The organism is Streptomyces sp. NPDC020731, from assembly GCF_044334705.1.
Lineage (GTDB): Bacteria > Actinomycetota > Actinomycetes > Streptomycetales > Streptomycetaceae > Streptomyces.
The window spans coordinates 130,724-150,613 of record NZ_JBIRTN010000015.1; the positions used below are offsets into that span (position 1 = coordinate 130,724).

Sequence of the window (19,890 nt, forward strand, 5' to 3'; positions counted from 1 at the left end):
CGTCAGCTGTCCTTGCGGAGGGCGTGGGCGAGAAGATCGAGGAAGGAACGGTTGATGAGGCTCGACTCGGCGGGTTTGAGCGGTCGCCGGGACAGCAGCGCGGCCTGCCCGTAGAGGGCTTCGGCGCTGGTGCGGGCCAGCTCGGGCTCGTCGATGGCGACAGCGGTGCGGACCAGCGGGTTGAGCTGGTTGAGGATCAGCTGGGCCCGAGGGGCCTCCTGGCGCAGGGCGCCGAGGATGTCACCCCACAGACCGCCCTCCTGCTCGCGGGCGAGCTGGGAGCGGGTGCGTTCGTGCCGGGCATCGCGGCTGTCGACGAGGAGGGCGGGGGCGGAGGCGGGCTGGAAGGTGCGCAGCGCGACGTCGCAGTCGAAGACGGCGAGGGCGTCGCGGGCCTGGGCGAGATAGGCCGCGGCGGCCAGTTCCGTCTCCCGGTCGACGGGGTCGAGGTGGGCCGTGAGGGTCGCCGGGTCGAGGTCGGCGACCGTGACCTCGGACCTGATCTCGGGCAGCCGGTGGACCAGTTCACGGTCGTAGGTGTAGCCGCCGTTGACGACGCCGAGTCCGGCGGCCGAGGCGATCGCCGCGACCTGCCGGAACTCCTCCACGCTCGAGGTCACGAGCACGGTGCGGTGGGTGCGCGCGAACTCGTCGAGGGTGGTGTGCCCGTCGGTCGTTTCGAACGGCAGCCAGGGCAGTAGCATCCGCAGGATCTCGTCGTCGTGCACCGCGAGCGACTTCACGGCCAGGTGGTGGGCCTGGAGGAAGCGGGCCAGCAGGTCCGGGTCGCTGGCGGCGGCCCGGGCGATCCACGCCCGCAGCCGCTCGGCGAGGGCCTCGCGGACGGCGGCGAGGGTGTCGTCCTCGTACAGGGACTCGCGGGACGCGGTCGGGCGCAGGCTCTCGGCATCGATGACGCAACGGACGAAGAACGCCCACTCGGGCAGGATCTCCTCGGCCTGCTCGGACAGGAGCATGCCCTTGACGTGTACGCGGTGGCCGTGACTGCGACCGGCCGGCACCGTCTCGGGCAGCACACACGCGATGCCCTTGAGGCCCACTGCGGGCAGGTCCAGCTCGATGGTGTCCAGCGGCCGGAATCCGAAGACCTCCTCGCCGTACGCGGCCAGCGCGCGGGAGCGGGCTCCCGGCGTGGGGTACGTACGGGCCCAGGGGGCGGGCTCGGGGTTGACGGAGGCGGCGCCCGGGCCTTCCGGGCCGCCCGTGCCGTCGTCGAAGGTCACCGGGTGACGCAGCAGGGAGCCGAAGTGCCGGGCCAGCGCGTGCACTTGTGCCGGGCGGGTCCATTCGCCCGCGTCGGCGCGGGGCGTCAGGGTGACGGTGGTGCCGGGCCGGGGGCGGGTGCCGGCGGGCAGGACGCGGACGGTGTAGCTGCCGTCGCCGCGTCCCCGCCACTCCACGGCGGGCGCGTCGGGGGTGCGGGCGGAACGGCTCAGGACGTGGATCTCGTCCGCGACCAGGAAGCAGGAGAGCAGACCGATGCCGAACTGGCCGATGAAGTCGCCGCGTTGCTCGGCGATTCGCTCGGCGCGCTTGCTGCTGCGGCCGATGGTGGCGAGGAAGGTGTGCACGTCGGCCTCGGTGAGGCCGACGCCGTCGTCCTCGACGCGCACCACCGCGCCGTCGGCGTACAGACGGACACCGAAGGCGTCGGCGGGGGCGGCCGGTTCGAGGGTGTGCCGGGCGGTCAGCGCGTCCACCGCGTTCTGCAGGAGTTCGCGCAGGTAGACACGGGGGCTGGAGTAGAGGTGGTGGGAGAGGAGGTCGACGAGGCCGCGCAGATCCACCTGGAAGGTGCGGTCGGCACCGGCCGGGTTCGCGGCGGTTTCGGGCAGAGTCATCGGGCAGTCCGGGGTGGGAGGGACGACGGGTGGCGGGCGGTCCGGGAGCGGCGTGCGCTCAGGCCCGGCGCCGGCGGCGGGCGAACTCCTTCTCGGGGTCCGCGAAGAAGGTCCAGGGCCACTTGGTGTAGGCGCCGTCCAGTGTCTGGAAGACGCGCCGGACCGTGTGGCGCTCATCGGCCAGCGACAGGGCCATGGCGAACATGTTGAAGTCCTGCTGCCAGCCCGGGCGCCACACGTAGGCGGGGTGGAGAATGCTGTGGTCGGCCGCCTCCCGCAGCTCTGCCTGGATCTCAGGGGTTTCGAGGCAGTCCCCACGGTCCGACTCGACCCATTCCTCGATGTGCGCCATGGCGATCACGCAGCCCAGGCTGTGCCCCTGCGGGGCGCGGGCGAACGCGTCGCGGGCGAACGCCAGGGCCTGGCCGGGCTCGCCGCCCCAACGGGGCTGCAGCTGCGCCAGCCGCTCGGTGTGGCTGTCCGGATCCAGCGGGTCGCGGCGCAGGGCGGCGTCGAACCGGGTCTCGTTGACGGTGGCACCCAACGACATACCGCGACCGGAGGTCAGGAGCTGCCGCCACGGCGTGACCCATTCCGGCCGCAACTCGGCAGCCTCGAACAGGTGCTCCTCGGCGATGTGGAGCCGCTCGTGGAAGACCCGCCACTGCTCCTGCGTGACGTTCACGGCACGCGCGGCGGTGCGCGCCTCCCAGCCCCAGCTGATGTGGCGCGCCCCGGATATCAGCAGGGCCGTCGCCCGGTGCTCCTCGTCCTCCTCGACGGCCCGGCCGATCCAGTCCTGCACGCCGTCCAGGACGGCCAGTTCACCGAGGACCTGGTGGTCGCGGCCGAGATCGAAGGGCGCCAGCGCCGCCTTGACCGCCTCCCACTCACCCGCGTCGGCCGCCTCCACCAGCGCGAGCACCCGCGTGTCCCCGAGCGCGCGCAGCGTGTACATCCCGTTCTTCCTGCGCGGGACGGAAAGCGCGTGCGGATCCGCCGCCGCTCTCTCCGCTCCCCGGCCGAACACCTTGCCGAACATCCCGCGCCCTCCCCTGGTCCCGCGTGATCATCCGGTGCAGCATAAGCGACCCCACGGACACCGCTTCCACAGGGTTTTCACCGGCACTTCACGATCCGGTCGGCGAAGACCGCGCATGCTGTCGTCAAGGACCAGGGGTGGTTGTGCCCGCGTCCGCGCTCAGTGCCGACGGGCACCCCGGACGGCCCGGCCGACGCGGACGCGTACGTCGGCGCCGCCCAGGAGGCCGAGTGTGGCGCCGAGGTACTCGGGGCTGCGTCTGGAGCTCGTCAGTCGAGGACCGCGGTGGCCTCGATCTCGACGAGGTGCTCGGGGACGTCGAGTGCCGCTGCCCCCAGGAGCGTGGCCGGCGGGACCGGGGTGACTCCGGCTTCGCGGCCGCGCGGGAGATCCCCTCCAGGAGCAGGGGCATCTTGTCGGGGGTCCAGTCGACGACGTGGACCGTCAGTTTCGCCACGTCGTCGAAGGAGCCACCGGCCTCGGCCAGGGCGGTGCCGATGTTGAGGCGGCACCGCTCGGCCTGCGCGGCGAGGTCGCCCGCCCCGGCCGTGCCCCCTCCGCGTCCCACGCGGTCTGCCCCGCGACGAAGACCGGTTTCGACCCCGACGCGACGGACACCTGCCGGTAGACGTCGATCTTCGGCAATCCGTCGGGGCTCACCGGAGTGATGGCCATGCTGCCCGCCTCCTTGTCGTGCAAGACCCTGGTGGTCTCTTGTGGTTACTCGGAAACCACCAGAGAGTGTTCGCTGACATGGAAGAACGCACTTCTCGGTGACTGAGGAACCTCATGGCGACCAAGCAGTTCAAGGGCTCGGCCAAGGACGAAGCCGACCTGACGCGTGCGGACTCGCTGGCGCGGGAGATCTTCACGGACATCGCCAACAAGTGGGCGCTCCTGATCATCGAAGCCATCGGTGAGCGCACCCTGCGCTTCACCGAGCTGCGCGACGGGATCGAGGGCATCAGCCACAAGATGCTCGCGCAGAACCTGCGCATGCTGGAGCGCAACGGCCTGGTCGAGCGGTGCGTGCACCCCGTCGTGCCGCCGCGGGTCGAGTACACCCTCACGGAGCCGGGCCGAGCCCTGCGAGCGACGGTCGACGCGATGCGCGACTGGACCCACCGGCACCTCGGTCGCATCGAGACCGCCCGCCACCGCTTCGACGCCTGACGCACGGGGCCGGACACGACACCGCGGCCCCGGACGCGCGTGCGCGGCGATGAGTCGACGGACCCGGTGGACCACCCGTTCGCCGGCCGGGATGCAGTCGAACATGGTGTCGACCCAGGAGTTGGGCCTGCCGAACACCGGGCGTGTCAGGAGGACATCGCCTGCTCGGCTGGGCGCGCGGCAGCATCCCCAGTCCTCGGAGCCGATCTCGCCCTCGGGGGTCACGGAGATCGTCTTGCCGGGTCCTTCCGGATGTGCGCTGATCTCGTCCCCGAGTTCGGACGGTCTCCGCCCGACCAGCCGAATGCCGTCCAGTACCGCTTGGGGGCCCGTCCGGGCGTCCGCAACGACACGGGTGAGGCCGATGGAATCGTGGGGGCGAGGACCTCGACGTTGACGCGTTCGGTGGCCTTGTCGGCGGGCAGCTCGTCGAGCGGCATGCAGTGGGCGACCCGGGCGTTGTTCACCGGCACGGTGAGCGGATCGGCCGCGCAGGTTCCGGCGACCGTGTCGATGCCCGCGTCCGTCGACAGGCCGGCGGCCACGGGCCTGACCCCGGCCTCGGGGTGTGAGGCGGCGAACTCTCCGAGCCGTTCCCGCCGGCGGCCCACGATCACCAGGTCGTAGCCGTCGGCGGCCAGGCGTTCGGCGAAGGCCCTGCCGATTCCGAGGCGGCGCCGGTGACGAGTGCGTACTTGCTCATGGTCGTTCCTTCCCCGCTCACGCCCCCGGCCTGCGAAACGGCGGCACGGACAGCCAGTTGCCCGGTCTTCCTGGGACTGCCGGCACCAGGAAGGCACGCGACGGGGCGGGCACACCGCGACCGTGAGGCCGCCGGGCGTCTCACGGCTTCCACCGTGCGGCCCGGCCGCACGGACTCACCGCGGGCCGGGAACGGGGGCGACCTCACTCGCCGGGGTTTCGGGGCCGTCGGCCGGGGCCTGCGGGGTGGGGCGGACTTCGGCGGGCTCCGGTGACGCCGACGGAGCGGGCGTGGCGGAAGGGCTGCTCACGGGAGGCGGGGCGAGGGGGACCGTCGGGGACACCGGACGGCCGGGGGGCGACGACTGCAGCGGCAGCACGACGAGGGCGGCGACGGCGCACGTCAGTCCGGCCCCGACCGCGGCACGGACCAGCCGACGCCGCGCCGCGCCGCGCCGGATCTCCTCGAACCGGCCGGGGGGCGGGCCGAGGTGGTCGGAGGCGGGCCGCAGAATGACGGCGAGGGGGTCGTCGGGCTCGAACTCCGGACCCTCGTCAGAGTGTGTGATCAAGGCTTCTCCTCAGATGGGCGCGGAGCAGTTCCCGGGCCGCGTGGAGGTCGGCCTTGATGGTTCCTTCCTTGCGTCCGGTCACCGCGGACACCTCCCGGATCGGCATGTCAGCGTAGTAGTGCAGCAGGATCGGGACGCGCAGTCGTTCCGGCAGCGACTGCACGAGCAGACGTACGGACGGGTCGGACTGTTCGGTGTGCGGGCGGACGGCGGTCTCGGTGGTGACCCGGTGCACGGCCTTGCGCTCGCGTCCGAGTGTGCGCCAGTGGTCCCGGACGAGGTTGGCCGCGGTGACGTAGAGGAAGCCCCGGGGCTCGGCCACGGACGTCCAGCGGGCCCACAGCCGGGTGAACGCCTCCGAGGCGATCTCGTGGGCCGTCTCGTCGTCGTCGACCAGTCGGCGGCACCAGCCGGCGAGGCGCGGGTAGAGGGCGGCGAAGAGTTCGGACGCTGCCTGCTCTCGGGACCGTTTCAACGCTCTCCATGGTCGTGGCGGTACTGGTGTCGTGGTGCCGGTCGCGGGTCGGATCCCGGGCCGGGGGCGTACAGCCCGCCGGCCCGGGGGCCCGGTGGCGGATCAGGGACTCGTGGAGGTCAGCGCGGCGAACACGATCACGTTGTCGCGGTACTCGTCGCCGGTCCGTGGGCCGCCGCACGTGATGAGCCGCAGCTCCGGCCGGTCGACGTCACCGTAGACCGCGTCCGTCGGGAAGTCCGCCTTGGCAACCGTGCGGACCGAGTCGACGGCGAACACCGCCGCTGTGCCGTTCTCCAGGCGTGCCACGATCCTGTCCCCCCGGCGCAGACGTGCGAGGCGGCGGAAGACGCCGTCCCCGTGGGCGCCGACCGTGACGTGGCCGAGGATCACCGACGGGCCGGTCTGGCCGGGCGTCGGCGAGTGCCGGTACCAGCCCGCCCGGTCATGGGCCGTGATCGGAGGCACCTGGACCGTGTGGTCCGGAGCCAACCCCAGCCGGATGACCGGGGTGTCGACCCCGATGGCAGGTATCTCCAGTCCGACCGGGACCGAACGTCCGAGGACGCGCGCCGGCTTCGCGGAGGGCTGCGCGGACGGTGTCGTGCTCCCGGGGTGTCCGGCCGTGGACCGGCCGGTCCGGTGACCGCCGCCGCAGCCGCCGAGCAACGCGGCCGTCGCCGCGGTGGCGAAGGCACGCCTGGAGAGCGCCGTCACGCCGTGGTCGCCCGCCTGCGGCGTACGAGGAAGACCGCCGCGCCGCCGGCGGCGAGCACCGCGGCGGCACCCCCGCCGATCAGCGCGCCGTCGGCCCCGGACTCCGCGGACGCGACACCGGTGTCGGGCGCACCACTCGGGACGACGGTGACCTCGCCGGGGACCGCGGACTGGGCCGGTGCGTCGCTCTCGGCCGGTACGGGGCTCGGGTCCGCGGCGTCGGCCGGGGCCGGCGACTCGCTGGGGGTCACGGTGGCCGCGGGGACCGGGGACGGTCCGTCGGCGAACGCGGGCACCGTGCTCGCCAATACGGCGGTGCAGGCAAGTGCCGTGGCACTGAGGACGGTTCGGCGCATGGATCGCTCTCTTTCGTCGGTCCGCCCGCGCGGTGACCCGGCGGGCTGGGTCATGGATCGTGCGAAGAGACGGAACAACGGAGGCGCAGGTTGTAAAGAGCAGGCAAAGTCCCGTTGGTGCCGGTCACGCGGGGCACCCGTCCCGCCGCGTTCCCCTCACGCGACGTCGAGGGGCGGGGAGGACGGGCCGCGTGCCCGCTCATGGCGCCGGAGGCCGACGCTCAGTCATCACCTCAGGATGCTGCGCGAGGCGGGTGTCACACAGATCCGCCAGGAGGGCACGCGGTCTTGCGTGACACTGCGGCGTGAAGCCATCGAGGCCCGGTTCCCCGGCCTCTTGCCTGCGCTGTTGTCCGCGGCCGTCGCCGACGGCGTCGGCGAGCACGTCACCGAACGCGAAGCGGGGTCCTGACGCGCGGGCGCACCTGCCCGGTGGCGGCGTCGGCTCACGCACGGTCCCGCGCACTGCGGAGGGCACGGCTCACAGCGCCCGCAAGCCGTGCTCCCGGAACTGTTCACGCACCCGCTCGGTCGGGTCCGGATCCGGTACGGGTGTGTCGCGCGGGGGAAGAGAACGCCCGGCACGTCGTACTTGTGGGCGCCGGGCTTGTGGAACGGCGGGACCGTCCGCCCGGTCGGCGTTGCCCGGACCGGCCAGGGAGCCGCCGAGGCCGTCGACGGCGGCCGGGTCGTCGGTCCAGCCGGGGACGAGGACGCAGCGGATCCGCACCGGGACGCCGAGCCGGTCCGGGCGGGTGGCGAAGTTCGGCGTCGGGGCGAGGCCGCCGCCGGTCTTCACCCCCTGACGGGACGGTCGTCGAGGAGGGCACGGTCATCTTCGTGGACGGCTCCGCCGGGGCCGTGCGTCCGGGGGCAGCGCCCCTCGTCGACTCGGCGGTCATGCGGTTCCCGGAGACCGGCGGCACCGACGGGGAAGCTGCCCGGACGGTCGGCTCGGTGACGCGTGCCCCGGCCCGGGCCGACACGGTCCGGCGGCTTCAGGCGCGGGCCGACGCGGACACCCCCGAGGACGCCGCACGGGCCCGCCGGTTCGGCGCGCGGGGCATCGGGCTGTGCCGCACCGAGCACATGCTCCTGGGGCGGGCGCCGCAGGCCGGCCGCCGCACCGTCGGTGAGGCCGAGCAGTCGGTGGCCGGGCGGACATGAGTGACAGGACCGGCGGTACGGCCACGCGCCACGCTGCGGCCCTCGGACCGGGCACGCGTGCGGTTCCTCCGCAGGCCGGCGAGCCCGGAGCCGCCGGGGAGCGGTTCCGCGGGCTGTCGGCTCCGGCACCGGATGCCACGGTCGTCGTCGACGGCACCGGAGCCGTCGAACTGCTCGTCCCCCACCGCCTGCGAGGCCACCGCGCACCGCATCGCAACGCGTACGCCGCGAACCGGCGGGTGTGCCCGACGGGCGCCGCTCCCGACCTCCACGGGCTGTGCCGGAACGGCGGTGGGTTCCCGGCCGGGATCAGCCCCGGTCCCCTGGAAACCGCCGGAAGAACGCGCCGGCGGGCCGGGCGGTGCGTCCGACGGAGGGCACGCCGACGCCCCGGGTACCGCCGCGTCGCCACGGCGGTACCCAGGGCCGGAAAGGGGAGGTCAGAGCAGCCAGCGGTTACGGCCGACGAACGGCAGTCGCGCCCACGCCCTGCCCAGCCCCCAGGTGGCGCCGGCGCCCACGGCCGCGAGGGCGATCAGGACGACCGCGTAGACGAGGTGGTAGTCGGCGAACGGGTTGGTCGACATGCTCGCCGACCCGTCGGAGAGGTGCTTCGCGGGCGGCCACTCCGCGATCCACATCAGCGCCATCATCACGGTGCCCGCCACGGCGGCGAGCCGCAGTGCGATGCCCGCGGTGAGGGCGAGGCCGATGCCGAGCAGGCCGAGCATGAACAGCCAGTCCGCCCAGGCGGCTCCGGCCCAGTCGTGGAACGTGGACTCCATCGGCCCGACGGCCACCCCGCCGAGGAAGCCCTGGGTGGGCGACCCGCCGTCGATCCAGCCCTTGCCGGACTGCGTGGCGTAGCCGAGACCGAAGGTCTTGTCGAGGAACGCCCACAGGAAGACGAACCCGGTCAGCAGCCGCAGCCCGGCGAACACGTACGCGCTCGTGGCGGTCACGGTCGTCGTGTCGGCCGCCGGTGCCGTCCCGGACCTGTGCAGGAACGGGAAGCGGAACCCCGAATGCCGGTGCGGGTGATCGTGGACTGCCATGATGGTCATCCCCTTCGAGGGAGCTGCTCCTGAGGTCTTCCCGGTCTCGTTGCGCTTTCAATGTCCCGCGTCCGCGGCATCGGCCGAAGGGGCCGGCAGGCCCGGTCGGCGGTCCGAACGTCCCTTCACCGCAACGTCGTTCGGACGTTCGCGACTGCGCACGACGGGAGACCCCGATGGGTCCCGTGACGGCGGCACGGTCGCGGGCGTGGTGACCGCGCGCACCGGAGACCCGGTCCTCGCACGTCAGCGTGCCGAGCGGCAGCCGGTCCGGGCCGCACTCCTGCCGGATGTGCCGGGCTCGGGCTCCGCCACGGCGTACGGCGGTGGCGCGCGGGCTCCGGCCGGGACCCGCCGGACGGCCCAGGACGGCTCGACCCGTACGGGCAGGACGCCGGCGGGCACCGGTCGGAGAGCGGGATCGGGGATCACGGTCCGGACGAACGCCCCCCGGAGCGAGAGAGGTCTGCGGCCTGACGTCGTCGAGGAGGCCGGGTCCGGGTCACCGGCCGCGGTCACCGGATCGCGCACGCCGGAACATCCGTGTACCCGATGGTCCTGTGGGCGGGCCGTAAGTCCCGTGGCACCAGGACGTCACCGGGATGAGTCCGGAGGGAGTGAGAACGCTCCGGACGCGGGAGGCGCAGTGAGTGGTTTGGTGATCGTCGGCGTGGACGGGTCGGCGTCGAGTCTCGCCGCGGTGGAGGCGGCCGCGCGGGAGGCCCGGCTGCGGACGGCTGCGTTGGAGGTGGTGCACGCCTTCCTCTGGCCCGCACCGCACGCCCCCCTGGGTCCGTCGCCCCTGGGGCCGCCGGAGGGCGGGATGCGGAACATGGTCGAGCGCCTGGTGGCGGAGGCGGTGGAGCGTGCCGGGGCCGCGGCGCCGGAGGTGGAGGTGTCGCACGTGGTGGTGACGGGGGAGCCGTTGACGGTGCTCGAGGCGCAGTCGCGTGCCGCCGAGCTGGTGGTCGTCGGATCCCGCGGAATGGGCGGGTTCGTCGGGCTGATGGTGGGTTCGACGGCGGTGCATCTCGCGACGCACGCGCGCTCTCCCGTGCTCGTCGTGCGCGAGACAGCCCGCCTCGACGGTCCGGTCGTCGTGGGCGTCGACGGCTCCCCCGCCGGGGACGAGGCGGTGGAGTTCGCCTTCCAGGAGGCCGAGCTGCGCGGGACCACCCTGGTCGCGTTGCACGCCTGGACCACATGGAACGCGCCGTTGCCCGCCCCGCCGGATCCGTCCGAGCCGTATGCGAATCCGGCCGAGGCGCTCGGTCAGGAGGAGGAACGTCTGCTGTCGGAGGCGCTGGCCGGGCATCAGAAGCGGCATCCGGATGTCGTCGTGGAGCACAAGGTGGTGCACGGCCCCACCCGCGAGGCCCTGATCGAGGCGAGCCGGACCGCCCAGCTGATGGTGGTCGGGGCCCGCGGGCGCGGCGGTTTCACCGGGCTGCTGCTGGGGTCGGTCAGCCAGGCGCTGCTGCATCACGCGCACTGTCCGGTCGCCGTGGTACGGGGAGCGGCCGCGCGCCGCTGAAGTCGGCCGGTACCGGACGGAAGTCCCGGGCGGTGGCCGGAACCCCGAGGCGGCACGTCCCCGTCGACGCCGAGATCGAACGGCTCGCCGGGTGGGTGGCCACCCACCCGGCGCCCGTCGAGGCGCAGGGCGCGCCGGCGCCCGAGCAGCTCGAGGACCTGCGTGCCTGCCGCTGCGGCCTGCACACCGTGCTGCGGCCGCACTTCACGCAGGAGGAGGAGAGCCGCTTCTCCCTGGTTCCCTGATCGATACGTCCTCCCTCCGGCCGGTCCGCACCGGTGGGACCGGCCCTCCCGTGAGCGTCCTGCGGCGGCTCCGCCTCTCCTGTGCCGTCAGCCGTCCCTCAGCTCCTGGGCGATCCGCGCAGCCCACGTCTCGATCCGTCCGAAGTCACGGAAGTCCCCGCCCTTTCCGTTGCGGAGGATCATCCGGGCGACCCAGCCCCTCGCGCCCTCCCGCAGACAGCCGCCGAAGGTGACGTGGTCCCGGGCGTCGAGCCGGACCACGGCCTTCTTCACCCAGGGCACGGGTGGAATGTCCCGCTGCGACGCGGAGGCGTCGAGCGGTCCGCTGCTGAAGAGCCACAGCGGACGTCCGGCCAGGTCCTTGCCGTGGCGGCGGACGAGGCGGCGGGCGTCCCGGTGCCAGTGACCGGCGTACAGTCCGCCGCCGACCACGACCGCGTCGTACGGCGCGGCGCTCGGAACGGACCCGGCTGCCCGCGCCTCGGCCGTGAGCCCTTCCTCGCGCAGGACTCCGGCGACGGTCTCGGCGATCTCCGCGGTCGATCCATTCGTTGTCCCATAGGCGACCAGCACGTTCTTCGGCATGGTGGTCCGCCTCCTTTCACGGTCCGCGCGGCCGGTGGACAGCCACGCGGCGCGGGCATTCCCCGTCGCAGCGCCTCCCTGGCCGCCCGGTGGGCCGCCGCCGTGTCTCAGTGGTGGGGTACGACGGCCACCGGGCAGCCGGCCTGCTGGATCACGGCGTGGGTCACCGGGCCGGTACGCGGGGCCCTCGGGCGGTCGGTGAGCCGGTGTCCGACGACCAGCAGGTCCGCGCCGGACGCCGCCTTCACCAGGGCGCCCGCGGGCTTGCCGTCCACCACCGTCTCCAGTACTTCGACGTCGGGATACTTGTCGCGCCACACCTGGAGCACGGCGGAGAGGAAGCGCAGCCATTCCTCGGCCCGCTCCGGATCGCTCACCAGGCCGACCTCACCGGGTCCCAGGGTGAGCGGGTCGGGCGCGCGCCAGGCGTGCAGGGCCCTCAGCCGCGCGTGGCGCAGGCGGGCCGCCTCGAAGGCGAACGCGAGCACCTCGTCGCACGGCTCCGTGACGTCCACGCCGAGGAGCACGTCCCGCCGGCCGGTACCGGGCGCTTCTCCTGCCGTGCCGGCCCGTACGAGGACGACGGGAGCGGCGGCCTTCGCCACGACCTCGAGCGCGACCGAACCCACGAGCAGTCCGGTGATACGGCCCAGCCCGCGCGATCCCAGCACCAGCGGTTCGGCGTCGCCCACCGCCTTCAGCAGGGCGGCGGACGCCGGTCCCTCGACCTGCTCGTCGTACACCCGCACCTCGGGGCGGACGGCGAGGACGCGTTCCTCCGCTGCCCGCAGGACCTGCCGCGCCAGACGTCGTTCGGCGGCCTGGGCGGCCGCCGCCTCACCCCGGCGCGGGCTCCGGTTGCGCACATGCAGCAGCCGCAGGGACCGGCCGCGGCGCACGGCCTCATGGGCGGCCCACTCGGCGGCCGCCAGGCTTTCGACGGAACCGTCGACACCGGCGACAACAGGCGCAAGCATGACATCCACCTCCGGACCAGACCTTCTCCGTCCCCACCAGCGTCGCTCCGGAACCGGTACTCGGGGCAGGGGCTACCAGGCCCCCTCGTGGGCCATCAGGCCCATGCCCTCGCCCGAGCCGGAGGCCGAAGTGGTCCTGGTGGCACCGTGCGCCGCCTTCCCGTCCGTAGGACAGGAGACCGGTCAAAGGTGTGACATGTTGTGCACTGTGCCCCTCACCGTCCGGGAAGGCGGTGCCGGGGCGGCCGCAGTCCCGTGACGAGGAGCTCGACCAGCCGGCGCGCGTCGTAGCGGGGGTCGCGCTCCGCGCCGATGCACGGGTTTTCCGAGAAGTAGGCGCGCAGGGCGTCGAAACCGGCCTCGTCGGAGTGCAGGACGGCGGTGAGGCCGTGCTTGGTGACCAGGAAGTCGACGAAGAGGCCGACCCACTCCCCCAGTGCCGCGTGCGGAGTCGCGCCGGCGGCCGGCAGGGCAGGGCCGGGCTCGGCGCAGGCGTCGACCTGGTGCCGGTGGACGACGACGATGAGGTCCGCCCGTGTCGGGAAGTGGCGGTGGATCGTGTCCGGCCCGACGCCGGCCTCGGCCGCGATGTCGCGAACCGGCGCGTCCACGCCCGACGTGACGAAGACCGCGGCGGCGGCGTCGAGCAGGGTCTCCTCGTTGCGCCGGGCGTCCTTGCGCCGGGACGGGGCCCTGTGCCCGGCGTCCTCTTCACTGTCGCTCATCGCGCCGTTCCTTCCGCTCCCCACCGCCCGCCAAAACGGAACAACGCTCCGTATTGTTCCGGAGCATGGTTTCGTTTACTTGTGATGCCAGAGCGGGCGCCCTGCCACCAAGCCGTGCGCCGCCGCCCCCTCACGCATTTCCCGCACGGAGGGGACACGCACATGCAGTACCGCACCTTGGGCCGCACCGGCGTCCAGGTCAGCACCCTCGCGCTCGGCGCGATGAACTTCGGCAGGATCGGACGCACCACCCAGGACGAGGCCACCGCCATCGTCGACGCCGCCCTGGAGGCCGGCGTCAATCTCATCGACACCGCCGACCGGTACGGCGACGGCGAGTCGGAGGAGATGGCCGGCAAGGCCATCGTCGGCCGCCGCGACGACATCGTGCTGGCCACCAAGGCCGGCATGCCCATGGGCGACGAGCGGAACCACCGGGGGAGCTCGCGCCGTTGGCTGGTCACCGCGCTGGACGACAGCCTGCGCCGTCTCGGCGTCGAACACGGCACAACCCTTCGCCCGGCCCGCGGGTCACACCAGGCAGGAGCAACCGCTCCAAGAGTCGCAAGGGGGAAATATGAGACTCAGCCGTTCTGTCCTGGCCGCCTCCGCGCTGGCCGCCCTGTCGGTGGGGGCCACGACCGCCCTGGCCTCACCGGCCTCGGCCGCACCCGGCACCACACCGCAGAAGGTCTGCGGAAGCGGCTACAAGACCGTGAACTCGGCAGCCGTCGGCTCACTGGGCACCGTCTACCTGACGTACAACTCGGCCAACGGCCGGAACTGCGTCACGACCATCCGCAACAACCCCGGCACCGCCCTGGACATGTCCGCGTGGATCTACGTCCCCGACACCGAGGAGAGCGACCAGGACGACGGGCGGTTCACGTCGTACGCGGGGCCGACCTACGTCTACGGCAAGGGCCACTGCGTGGACTGGGGCGGCAGCATCAACAACGTGTACGTCCAGGTGTACGGCTCCAACTGCGGCGCCCTGAAGGAGCACCGGGTCACCTTCACCCGCTGACCCGCACCTCCCGACGGACCGCTTCGCCCTGACGGGACCGCAAGGTCCCGTCAGGGCTCCGGCGCGTCACCCGGCGTCTCACGGACGCAGTTCCAGGGACAGGTGCGGGGACAGGGCGCCGAGGAAGTCGGGCGCGTCGAAGATCGCGCCGGCGGAGGCGACGCCGGCGGTTCCGGTCCGTCCCGTGAGGATGCGGTCCACCGCTTCCACCACGAGCGGCGCGGTGACGGCGTAGATGTCCCGGCCCCGGGCCACAGCACGCCGTTCGCTGCCGCCGGAGCGCACGACGACGTCGACGAGGAAGGTCTGTGCGGACCGCCCCCGCTCGTCGGTCGCGGCCGGTGCCGGGGTGTCCGGATCCGACAGGTCCCTGGCCGCCTCGACCGTCATGTAGTTGCGCACCTCCGGGACGGACAGGTGGCTGGGCACGGTGACGACGTCCGCCATCGTGAACTCCCCGATGACGGTCCTGGGGCCCATCGGGTGGGGGAAGGGCCACTCCAGCGTCGGCGGGGCGTCGTGGTGGTACTCCAGCCGCCCGCCGGCGTACCGGACGCGTCGGCCGTCCCGCCGCCGACGGGACACCGCGCCCGCCGCGCGCGTTCCGGCGGTGGGGTGCCAGCCGCTGAGCCCGTAGGCGATGTGCGCCTCGTCGGCCGCCGTCCAGTCGCCCATGGCCGCGGTGACCAGCAGATCGCCGAGGCCGCCGTAGAAGGCCATCGCGGGGACGATCACCGCTCCCGCCGCGCGGGCGCGGTCGGTGAAGTGCGTGAACGTGTCGGCGTTGGCCTCGATCTCGGCCGCCACGTCCACGTACGGGATCCCGGCGCGCAGCGCCGCCTCGATCACCGGTGCCGCCGTCGTGGCGAAGGGCCCGGCACAGTTGACCACGGCCGCCGTGCCGGCCAGTGCGCGGTCGAGCGAGACCGGCTCCTCGACCGACGCCGGACGAACGTCCGTGCCGGGGTGGGACGCCGCCAGCGCCTCCAGTTTGCCGGCGTCGCGGCCGGAGAGAACCGGGACGAACCCGCGTTCCCGCAACTGCGCCACCACGAACCGCCCGGTGTGCCCGTACGCGCCGAACACCACCACGGTGTGTCCCGAATCCATGGGTTCTCCCCCGTCCTCGCATGCTCTTCCGTGATCCGCCGTGGACATCCTGTCGAAGGCGGGCACCCCCGCACGAGTGTCCGGAACGCCACGGCCCGTACAATTCCGGACGTGACCACTGTCGCGCTGGCCGTCACCGACGGGATGCTGCACTTCGAACTGTCCATTGCCCACGAGGTCTTCGGCGCCGCCCCGGCCGGGGTACCGGGCCCCTGGTACGACCTCGTCGTCTGCGGGCCGGGTGCCGTGCGGGCCGGGCGGTTCCGGCTGGACCCCGACCACGGCCTCGATCGGCTCCCGTACGCCGACACCGTGATCGTCCCCGGATGGGCCGACGTCGACGAGGAGCCGCCCGCCGACCTGCTCGACGCGGTGCGCGCCGCGCACGAGGCCGGTGCCCGCGTGGCTTCCCTGTGCACGGGCGCGTTCGTGCTGGCCGCCGCGGGCCTGCTCGACGGGCGGCGCGCGACGACGCACTGGGCGCACACCCGCGTCCTGGCCGAGCGCCACCCCCGGGTGACGGTGGACCCGGACGTCCTCTACGTGGACAACGGCAGCGTGCTGACCTCCGCCGGGAAAGCCGCCGCGCTGGACCTGTGCCTGCACCTCGTGCGCCTCGATCACGGCGCGTCGGTCACCAACACCCTCGCGCGCCGGCTGGTCGTGCCGCCGCACCGTCACGGCGGCCAGGCGCAGTTCGTCGCGACCCCGGTTCCGGCCCCGGGCCGTCACCCCCTCGCCGAACTGCTCCCGTGGGTGCTCGAACGGCTGGACCGGCCCCTGACCGTCGAGGACCTGGCCCGCCGGGCGCACATGAGCTCGCGCACCCTGGGCCGCCACTTCCGGTCGGTCACCGGCACCACGCCGCTGCAGTGGCTGCTGACCCAACGGATCCGCCACGCACAGGAGTTGCTGGAGACCACCGACGACGGCATCGACAGCATCGCGGCGGCCACCGGCATGGGCACCGCCACGACGCTGCGCCGGCACTTCAACCGCACCGTCGGCGTGCCTCCCGACACCTACCGCCGCACCTTCCGCTCGCGGACCCACCGGCACACCACGACGCCGGTGCGCGCTCTTCCCGTACGGTGACGGGCCCGCTCTGTTTCAGGCGGAATCCCCGCGCCCGGCGAGGGAGTCGAGGAGGCCACGGGTTTCCTCGACGCTCTCCGGGCGGGCTCCGGACTCGAAGAGTCCGAGTGTCTCGCGCAGCCTGACTCGCCCCGCCTCCACCCTGCCCGGATCGCGCGGCGGCCGGCCCCGCACCACAAGACTGTCGCCCAGGTCCGCCGCGAAGGCCCCGGGGTGACGTCCGGCGAGCGCCCGGTAATGTCCGACGGCCTCCTCCGCCGGCGCCGCGGCTTCGTCGAGTTCCCTGCGCACCGCGCGCACGGCATCGGCGAGCCCCACCCAAGCATCGTCGACCGTCATCCCGGCCCCGCCCCTCCCGCTCCGCTGCGGCGCCCCCGGGGCGTACCGATCAGCCGTGGGCACTCCACACGTCCGGGCCGCCACCGCGCCACTCGACCGTCACGGACCGGCGCAGCCAGTCGTCGTCGACGCTCTCCAGTCCTACGAGGCGCAGGAACTCCACCACGTCCAGCAGCCCGTACGCCATCCCGAGGAACCGCGCGCCGCCACGGACGCGCCGGCCGCCGTCCTCGCCGGGCGGGTAGATCACGATGGGCCGGTCGCTCGCCATGACACCAGCGTGCGGTGCGCGGCGTCCGTCCGCACGCCGGGCACCCGGCCGGGCACCCCGGTGCCGGCCGGGCGAGGCTGCGACGCCCCCCTGCCGTCAGCTGACGGCAGGGCCGGCCTTCCCGGTGCCGGACAGCCGGGCGAGGTAGCGGTGGCAGCGGGCCGCGCGTTCCGAGTCCTGTTCCATGACCTCCCTGAAGAAGTCGGCGATCTCCTTCTGGCCCGCGTTCTCCGCGTCGCGGACGTACTGGCCGTAGTCGTGGCCCGCCTTCAGCGAGTGGTACTGCACGGAGATCAGGTCGTACACGACATCGCTGAAGCCCGTCTCACCGGTTGCCATGGGTCCTCCTGCGCATGGGGGAACAGGTCGGAGGGCCGGGTATCACCTCCCCGCCCGGTGAAACCGGTGCCGCGTGCTACGGCTCTCCGGCCGGCACCGCACGTCCCCGTGCGACGAGCAGGCCCGCGATCGCGCCGATCGTGTACCAGAACAGGTCCGGCGCGTTGAAGGTGGAACCGAGGACCAGACGGGCCGCGGTGCTGTGCCGGGAGAGTTCCGCCGGCCCCCCGGTGAGCTGCAGGAACTCGACTCCCCAACTGAGGGCGAGCGCGACTGCGGCGGCCTTCGGTGGTGTCACCCGCGGCGCCGCCAGGACCACCAGGGCGAAGATCAAGAGGGTGTAGAGGGCATCCCCGCCGTACTTGGCCACGTCCCCCGCCGCCACGGCCCGCAGGCCCAGTCCGGCGCCGACGGTCACCAGCGCGGCCACGGCCGCCGCGACACGGGTCCGTGCCGGATCGCCGCCGGGGCGGGTTCTGAGGAAGAGTGCCATGGTCGTCATGATCCCGCAGTCGCGCTCCGGGCCTGGCCCGGGCCCGGGCCGGCCGTGCTCGTCGAAAACCGGAGGAACCGGGGGCACCGGCCCTGTCAGGGTGCTCGGCATGGCACGAGGCATCTGGTCGCAGAAGGTTCGATCCGCCCGCTGACGGCGGCGCCTTCTCCCTGAATCAGCGCACGCCGTTCCGGTTCCTGCCGGGCGGCCTTCCCGTGCTGCCCGGCTCCACTGCGAGCTGCGGAGCATCCGTTGAACCCCACCCCGCCCCCCGAAGCCATGCCCCTGCCCGTCGAGGCGGGCTCCGGCGCCCACGTCCGCGCCGACGGCGTCACCGTCACCCGTGGGTCCCGGCGCGTCCTGAACGACGTCTCGGTCACCGTCTCCGCCCGGTCGCGGATCGCCGTCGTCGGCGAGAACGGCCGTGGCAAGACGACCCTGCTGCACGTCCTGGCCGGACTGATCACGCCCGACGCGGGCACCGTGCACCGGACGGGCACGCTCGGTCTGGCCCGCCAGGAGCTGTCCGCGCGCGACGGCGAGACCGTCGGCACCCTCACGTCCGCGGCGGCGGCCCCGTCCCTGGCGGCCCTCGCCGCGCTGGACGAGGCGGGCCTCGCCATGGCCGGGGGCTACCCCGCCGCCGACGACCGCTACACCGCCGCGCTCGACGCCGCCACCCGCCTCGACGCCTGGGACGCCGAACGCCGCGTCGACGTCGCCCTGGAGGCCCTCGGTGCCTGCGCCGACCGGGAGCGGCCGCTGTCGGCCCTGTCGGTCGGGCAGCGCCACCGCGTCCGGCTGGCGTGCCTGCTCGGTTCGCGGCACGACGTCCTGCTGCTCGACGAGCCGACCAACCACCTCGACGCCGGCGGCCTGGACTTCCTGACCCGCAGGCTCCGCGAACACGACGGCGGTCTCGCCGTCGTCAGCCACGACCGGGCGCTGCTGCGCGACGTCGCGGACCGGTTCCTCGACCTCGACCCGGCCCGCGACGGGAAGCCGCGCCTGTACGCCGGCGGCTACGACGCGTGGGAGGAGGCCCGGCGTCGTGAGCGTGAGCGCTGGGAGCAGGACCACGAGCAGCAGCAGAGCGAGCACCGGCGGCTGCAGGACGCGGTGTCACGGGCCCGTGACCGGCTCTCCACCGGTTGGCGGCCGGAGAAGGGGACCGGCAAGCACCGGCGCCAGTCCCGTGCGCCGGGCGTCGTACAGGCCCTGAACCCGCAGCAGGAGGCACTGGACGCCCACCGGGTCGACCTGCCGGAGCCGCCCCCTGTCCTGCGGTGGCCCCAGCCGGGTGTCCGGCCGGGCACGCCGCAGCTGCGGGCGCACGGTGTCGCCGTGGACGGGCGGCTGGCCCCTCCGGTCGACCTCGCCCTCGGCGGCGGCGAACGGCTGCTCGTCACCGGGCCCAACGGCGCCGGCAAGTCCACGCTGCTCGCGGTGCTGGCCGGCGCTCTCCGGCCCACCGAGGGGTACGTGTGGACGGCGAGCGGGGCGCGGGTGGTCCGGGTCACCCAGGAGACCGCCGAGCACGATCCCCGGCTCACCGCCCGCGAGGTGTACGACCGGCACGTCGGACGGCCGGTGGCCCGCGGGGCGCTCCGGGACTGCGACGCCGTCGCGCTGGGGTCCCTCGGGCTGCTGGACTCCGACGCGACGGGTACGCCGGTCGGGCGGATGTCGCAGGGGCAGCAGCGGCGTCTCGACCTGGCGCTGGCGCTGTCCGGGCGGCCCACGCTGATCCTGCTCGACGAGCCGACCAACCACCTGTCGGCGCCGCTGGTCGACGAGCTGACCGGGGCGCTCCGCGGCACCGGCGCCGGCGTCGTCGTCGCGACCCACGACCGTCAGCTCCTGCGGGACCTCGCGGACTGGCCGCTCCTGCGGGTGGGCGGGCCGCCGGCGCCGGACGCCCGGCCCGGCGGGCCGCGTCCGACCGCACGGGAGGAAGCGGCGCCGGGGACGCGCCGTACGCCTTCCTGACGTACCGCCTCCGCCCGCCGAGGGCGGCTTCGGGCCGGGC

Annotated in this window: 24 protein-coding genes and 3 pseudogenes; 9 read left to right on the plus strand and 18 right to left on the minus strand. The window is 73.7% G+C overall.

The features are described 5' to 3' along the window. Nucleotides 1-2: 2 nt before the first annotated feature. The 3 genes and pseudogenes from ACH4VX_RS23485 to ACH4VX_RS23495 all read right to left on the minus strand — a co-directional run bounded on the left by ACH4VX_RS23485 (nt 3) and on the right by ACH4VX_RS23495 (nt 3,579). On the minus strand, nt 3-1,862 hold the full coding sequence (locus ACH4VX_RS23485) for an HSP90 family protein (RefSeq protein ID WP_398369763.1): 1,860 nt from the start codon (nt 1,860-1,862) through the stop codon (nt 3-5). Between the two features lie 58 nt (nt 1,863-1,920). Next, the gene (locus ACH4VX_RS23490) at nt 1,921-2,904 is read right to left on the minus strand and encodes a hypothetical protein (RefSeq protein ID WP_398369764.1); all 984 of its coding nucleotides are present in this window, start codon (nt 2,902-2,904) and stop codon (nt 1,921-1,923) included. 269 nt (nt 2,905-3,173) lie between these two features. Next, nucleotides 3,174-3,579: pseudogene (locus ACH4VX_RS23495) on the minus strand (RidA family protein). Between the two features lie 114 nt (nt 3,580-3,693). Between ACH4VX_RS23495 and ACH4VX_RS23500 the strand changes: the two are divergent. Then, a complete protein-coding gene (locus tag ACH4VX_RS23500) occupies nt 3,694-4,077 on the plus strand; it encodes a winged helix-turn-helix transcriptional regulator (RefSeq protein WP_398369766.1) in 384 nt (127 codons plus the stop codon). Between the two features lie 221 nt (nt 4,078-4,298). Here ACH4VX_RS23500 and ACH4VX_RS23505 read toward each other — a convergent pair whose 3' ends face one another. From ACH4VX_RS23505 to ACH4VX_RS23525, 5 genes are all read right to left on the minus strand, one after another. After that, complete coding sequence (locus tag ACH4VX_RS23505) at nt 4,299-4,694, minus strand: hypothetical protein (RefSeq protein WP_398369767.1); 396 nt, start codon at nt 4,692-4,694, stop codon at nt 4,299-4,301. A gap of 261 nt (nt 4,695-4,955) precedes the next feature. Next, nucleotides 4,956-5,351: a hypothetical protein gene (locus ACH4VX_RS23510; protein WP_398369768.1), complete on the minus strand. Its 396-nt coding sequence runs from the start codon at nt 5,349-5,351 to the stop codon at nt 4,956-4,958. Next, nucleotides 5,335-5,826 carry an RNA polymerase sigma factor gene (locus ACH4VX_RS23515; protein ID WP_398369769.1) on the minus strand — a complete coding sequence of 164 codons (492 nt, stop codon included), beginning with the start codon at nt 5,824-5,826 and terminating at the stop codon, nt 5,335-5,337. Before ACH4VX_RS23515 ends, ACH4VX_RS23510 begins: the two co-directional genes overlap by 17 nt. A gap of 102 nt (nt 5,827-5,928) precedes the next feature. Then, nucleotides 5,929-6,543 carry a class F sortase gene (locus tag ACH4VX_RS23520; RefSeq protein WP_398369771.1) on the minus strand — a complete coding sequence of 205 codons (615 nt, stop codon included), beginning with the start codon at nt 6,541-6,543 and terminating at the stop codon, nt 5,929-5,931. Continuing rightward, nucleotides 6,540-6,899, minus strand: a complete 360-nt coding sequence (locus ACH4VX_RS23525; RefSeq protein ID WP_398369772.1) for a sortase-dependent protein — start codon at nt 6,897-6,899, stop codon at nt 6,540-6,542. The genes ACH4VX_RS23520 and ACH4VX_RS23525 overlap by 4 nt, the downstream gene beginning before the upstream one ends. Before the next feature lie 238 nt (nt 6,900-7,137). Here ACH4VX_RS23525 and ACH4VX_RS23530 point away from each other — a divergent pair, with 238 nt between their 5' ends. Further along, nucleotides 7,138-7,311 (plus strand): hypothetical protein, encoded by a 174-nt coding sequence (locus ACH4VX_RS23530; protein ID WP_398369774.1) that lies wholly within the window; start codon nt 7,138-7,140, stop codon nt 7,309-7,311. A 69-nt stretch (nt 7,312-7,380) separates the two neighbouring features. On the opposite strand, the pseudogene ACH4VX_RS23535 reads toward ACH4VX_RS23530, so the two are convergent. Beyond that, a pseudogene (locus ACH4VX_RS23535) lies at nt 7,381-7,692 on the minus strand (pyruvate formate-lyase 1-activating enzyme); the annotation flags it as partial. A gap of 47 nt (nt 7,693-7,739) precedes the next feature. On the opposite strand from ACH4VX_RS23535, the gene ACH4VX_RS23540 reads away from it, so the two are divergent. Continuing rightward, on the plus strand, nt 7,740-8,066 hold the full coding sequence (locus ACH4VX_RS23540) for a putative PEP-binding protein (protein ID WP_398369776.1): 327 nt from the start codon (nt 7,740-7,742) through the stop codon (nt 8,064-8,066). A 440-nt stretch (nt 8,067-8,506) separates the two neighbouring features. Here the strand turns inward: ACH4VX_RS23540 and ACH4VX_RS23545 are convergent, their stop codons facing one another. Then, nucleotides 8,507-9,121: a hypothetical protein gene (locus ACH4VX_RS23545; protein WP_398369777.1), complete on the minus strand. Its 615-nt coding sequence runs from the start codon at nt 9,119-9,121 to the stop codon at nt 8,507-8,509. Nucleotides 9,122-9,767: 646 nt separating this feature from the next. On the opposite strand from ACH4VX_RS23545, the gene ACH4VX_RS23550 reads away from it, so the two are divergent. Further along, nucleotides 9,768-10,655: a universal stress protein gene (locus ACH4VX_RS23550; RefSeq protein WP_398369779.1), complete on the plus strand. Its 888-nt coding sequence runs from the start codon at nt 9,768-9,770 to the stop codon at nt 10,653-10,655. 32 nt (nt 10,656-10,687) lie between these two features. After that, the gene (locus tag ACH4VX_RS23555) at nt 10,688-10,900 is read left to right on the plus strand and encodes a hypothetical protein (protein ID WP_398369781.1); all 213 of its coding nucleotides are present in this window, start codon (nt 10,688-10,690) and stop codon (nt 10,898-10,900) included. 87 nt (nt 10,901-10,987) lie between these two features. Here the strand turns inward: ACH4VX_RS23555 and ACH4VX_RS23560 are convergent, their stop codons facing one another. From ACH4VX_RS23560 to ACH4VX_RS23570, 3 genes are all read right to left on the minus strand, one after another. Further along, entirely contained in the window at nt 10,988-11,485 is a 498-nt protein-coding gene (locus ACH4VX_RS23560) for a flavodoxin domain-containing protein (RefSeq protein WP_398369782.1), read from the minus strand. A gap of 107 nt (nt 11,486-11,592) precedes the next feature. Next, nucleotides 11,593-12,462 carry a universal stress protein gene (locus ACH4VX_RS23565; protein ID WP_398369784.1) on the minus strand — a complete coding sequence of 290 codons (870 nt, stop codon included), beginning with the start codon at nt 12,460-12,462 and terminating at the stop codon, nt 11,593-11,595. Between the two features lie 215 nt (nt 12,463-12,677). After that, nucleotides 12,678-13,187 carry a TetR/AcrR family transcriptional regulator gene (locus tag ACH4VX_RS23570; RefSeq protein WP_398369786.1) on the minus strand — a complete coding sequence of 170 codons (510 nt, stop codon included), beginning with the start codon at nt 13,185-13,187 and terminating at the stop codon, nt 12,678-12,680. 162 nt (nt 13,188-13,349) lie between these two features. Between ACH4VX_RS23570 and ACH4VX_RS23575 the strand changes: the two are divergent. Beyond that, nucleotides 13,350-13,691: pseudogene (locus ACH4VX_RS23575) on the plus strand (aldo/keto reductase); the annotation flags it as partial. A 73-nt stretch (nt 13,692-13,764) separates the two neighbouring features. Then, complete coding sequence (locus ACH4VX_RS23580) at nt 13,765-14,214, plus strand: spore-associated protein (protein ID WP_398369788.1); 450 nt, start codon at nt 13,765-13,767, stop codon at nt 14,212-14,214. Nucleotides 14,215-14,292: 78 nt separating this feature from the next. Here ACH4VX_RS23580 and ACH4VX_RS23585 read toward each other — a convergent pair whose 3' ends face one another. After that, nucleotides 14,293-15,324, minus strand: coding sequence for a saccharopine dehydrogenase family protein (locus tag ACH4VX_RS23585; protein ID WP_398369790.1), 1,032 nt, complete (start codon nt 15,322-15,324; stop codon nt 14,293-14,295). 111 nt (nt 15,325-15,435) lie between these two features. On the opposite strand from ACH4VX_RS23585, the gene ACH4VX_RS23590 reads away from it, so the two are divergent. Beyond that, nucleotides 15,436-16,419 carry a helix-turn-helix domain-containing protein gene (locus ACH4VX_RS23590; RefSeq protein ID WP_398369791.1) on the plus strand — a complete coding sequence of 328 codons (984 nt, stop codon included), beginning with the start codon at nt 15,436-15,438 and terminating at the stop codon, nt 16,417-16,419. Between the two features lie 15 nt (nt 16,420-16,434). Here the strand turns inward: ACH4VX_RS23590 and ACH4VX_RS23595 are convergent, their stop codons facing one another. The 4 genes from ACH4VX_RS23595 to ACH4VX_RS23610 all read right to left on the minus strand — a co-directional run bounded on the left by ACH4VX_RS23595 (nt 16,435) and on the right by ACH4VX_RS23610 (nt 17,861). Then, nucleotides 16,435-16,758 carry a hypothetical protein gene (locus ACH4VX_RS23595; protein WP_398369792.1) on the minus strand — a complete coding sequence of 108 codons (324 nt, stop codon included), beginning with the start codon at nt 16,756-16,758 and terminating at the stop codon, nt 16,435-16,437. Between the two features lie 49 nt (nt 16,759-16,807). After that, nucleotides 16,808-17,029, minus strand: coding sequence for a hypothetical protein (locus ACH4VX_RS23600; protein ID WP_398369793.1), 222 nt, complete (start codon nt 17,027-17,029; stop codon nt 16,808-16,810). A 96-nt stretch (nt 17,030-17,125) separates the two neighbouring features. Next, a complete protein-coding gene (locus ACH4VX_RS23605; RefSeq protein WP_398369795.1) occupies nt 17,126-17,368 on the minus strand; it encodes an acyl carrier protein in 243 nt (80 codons plus the stop codon). 76 nt (nt 17,369-17,444) lie between these two features. Further along, on the minus strand, nt 17,445-17,861 hold the full coding sequence (locus tag ACH4VX_RS23610) for a DUF2809 domain-containing protein (RefSeq protein WP_398369797.1): 417 nt from the start codon (nt 17,859-17,861) through the stop codon (nt 17,445-17,447). Nucleotides 17,862-18,113: 252 nt separating this feature from the next. On the opposite strand from ACH4VX_RS23610, the gene ACH4VX_RS23615 reads away from it, so the two are divergent. Continuing rightward, complete coding sequence (locus tag ACH4VX_RS23615; RefSeq protein WP_398369798.1) at nt 18,114-19,850, plus strand: ABC-F family ATP-binding cassette domain-containing protein; 1,737 nt, start codon at nt 18,114-18,116, stop codon at nt 19,848-19,850. The last annotated feature ends 40 nt before the right edge of the window (nt 19,851-19,890 follow it).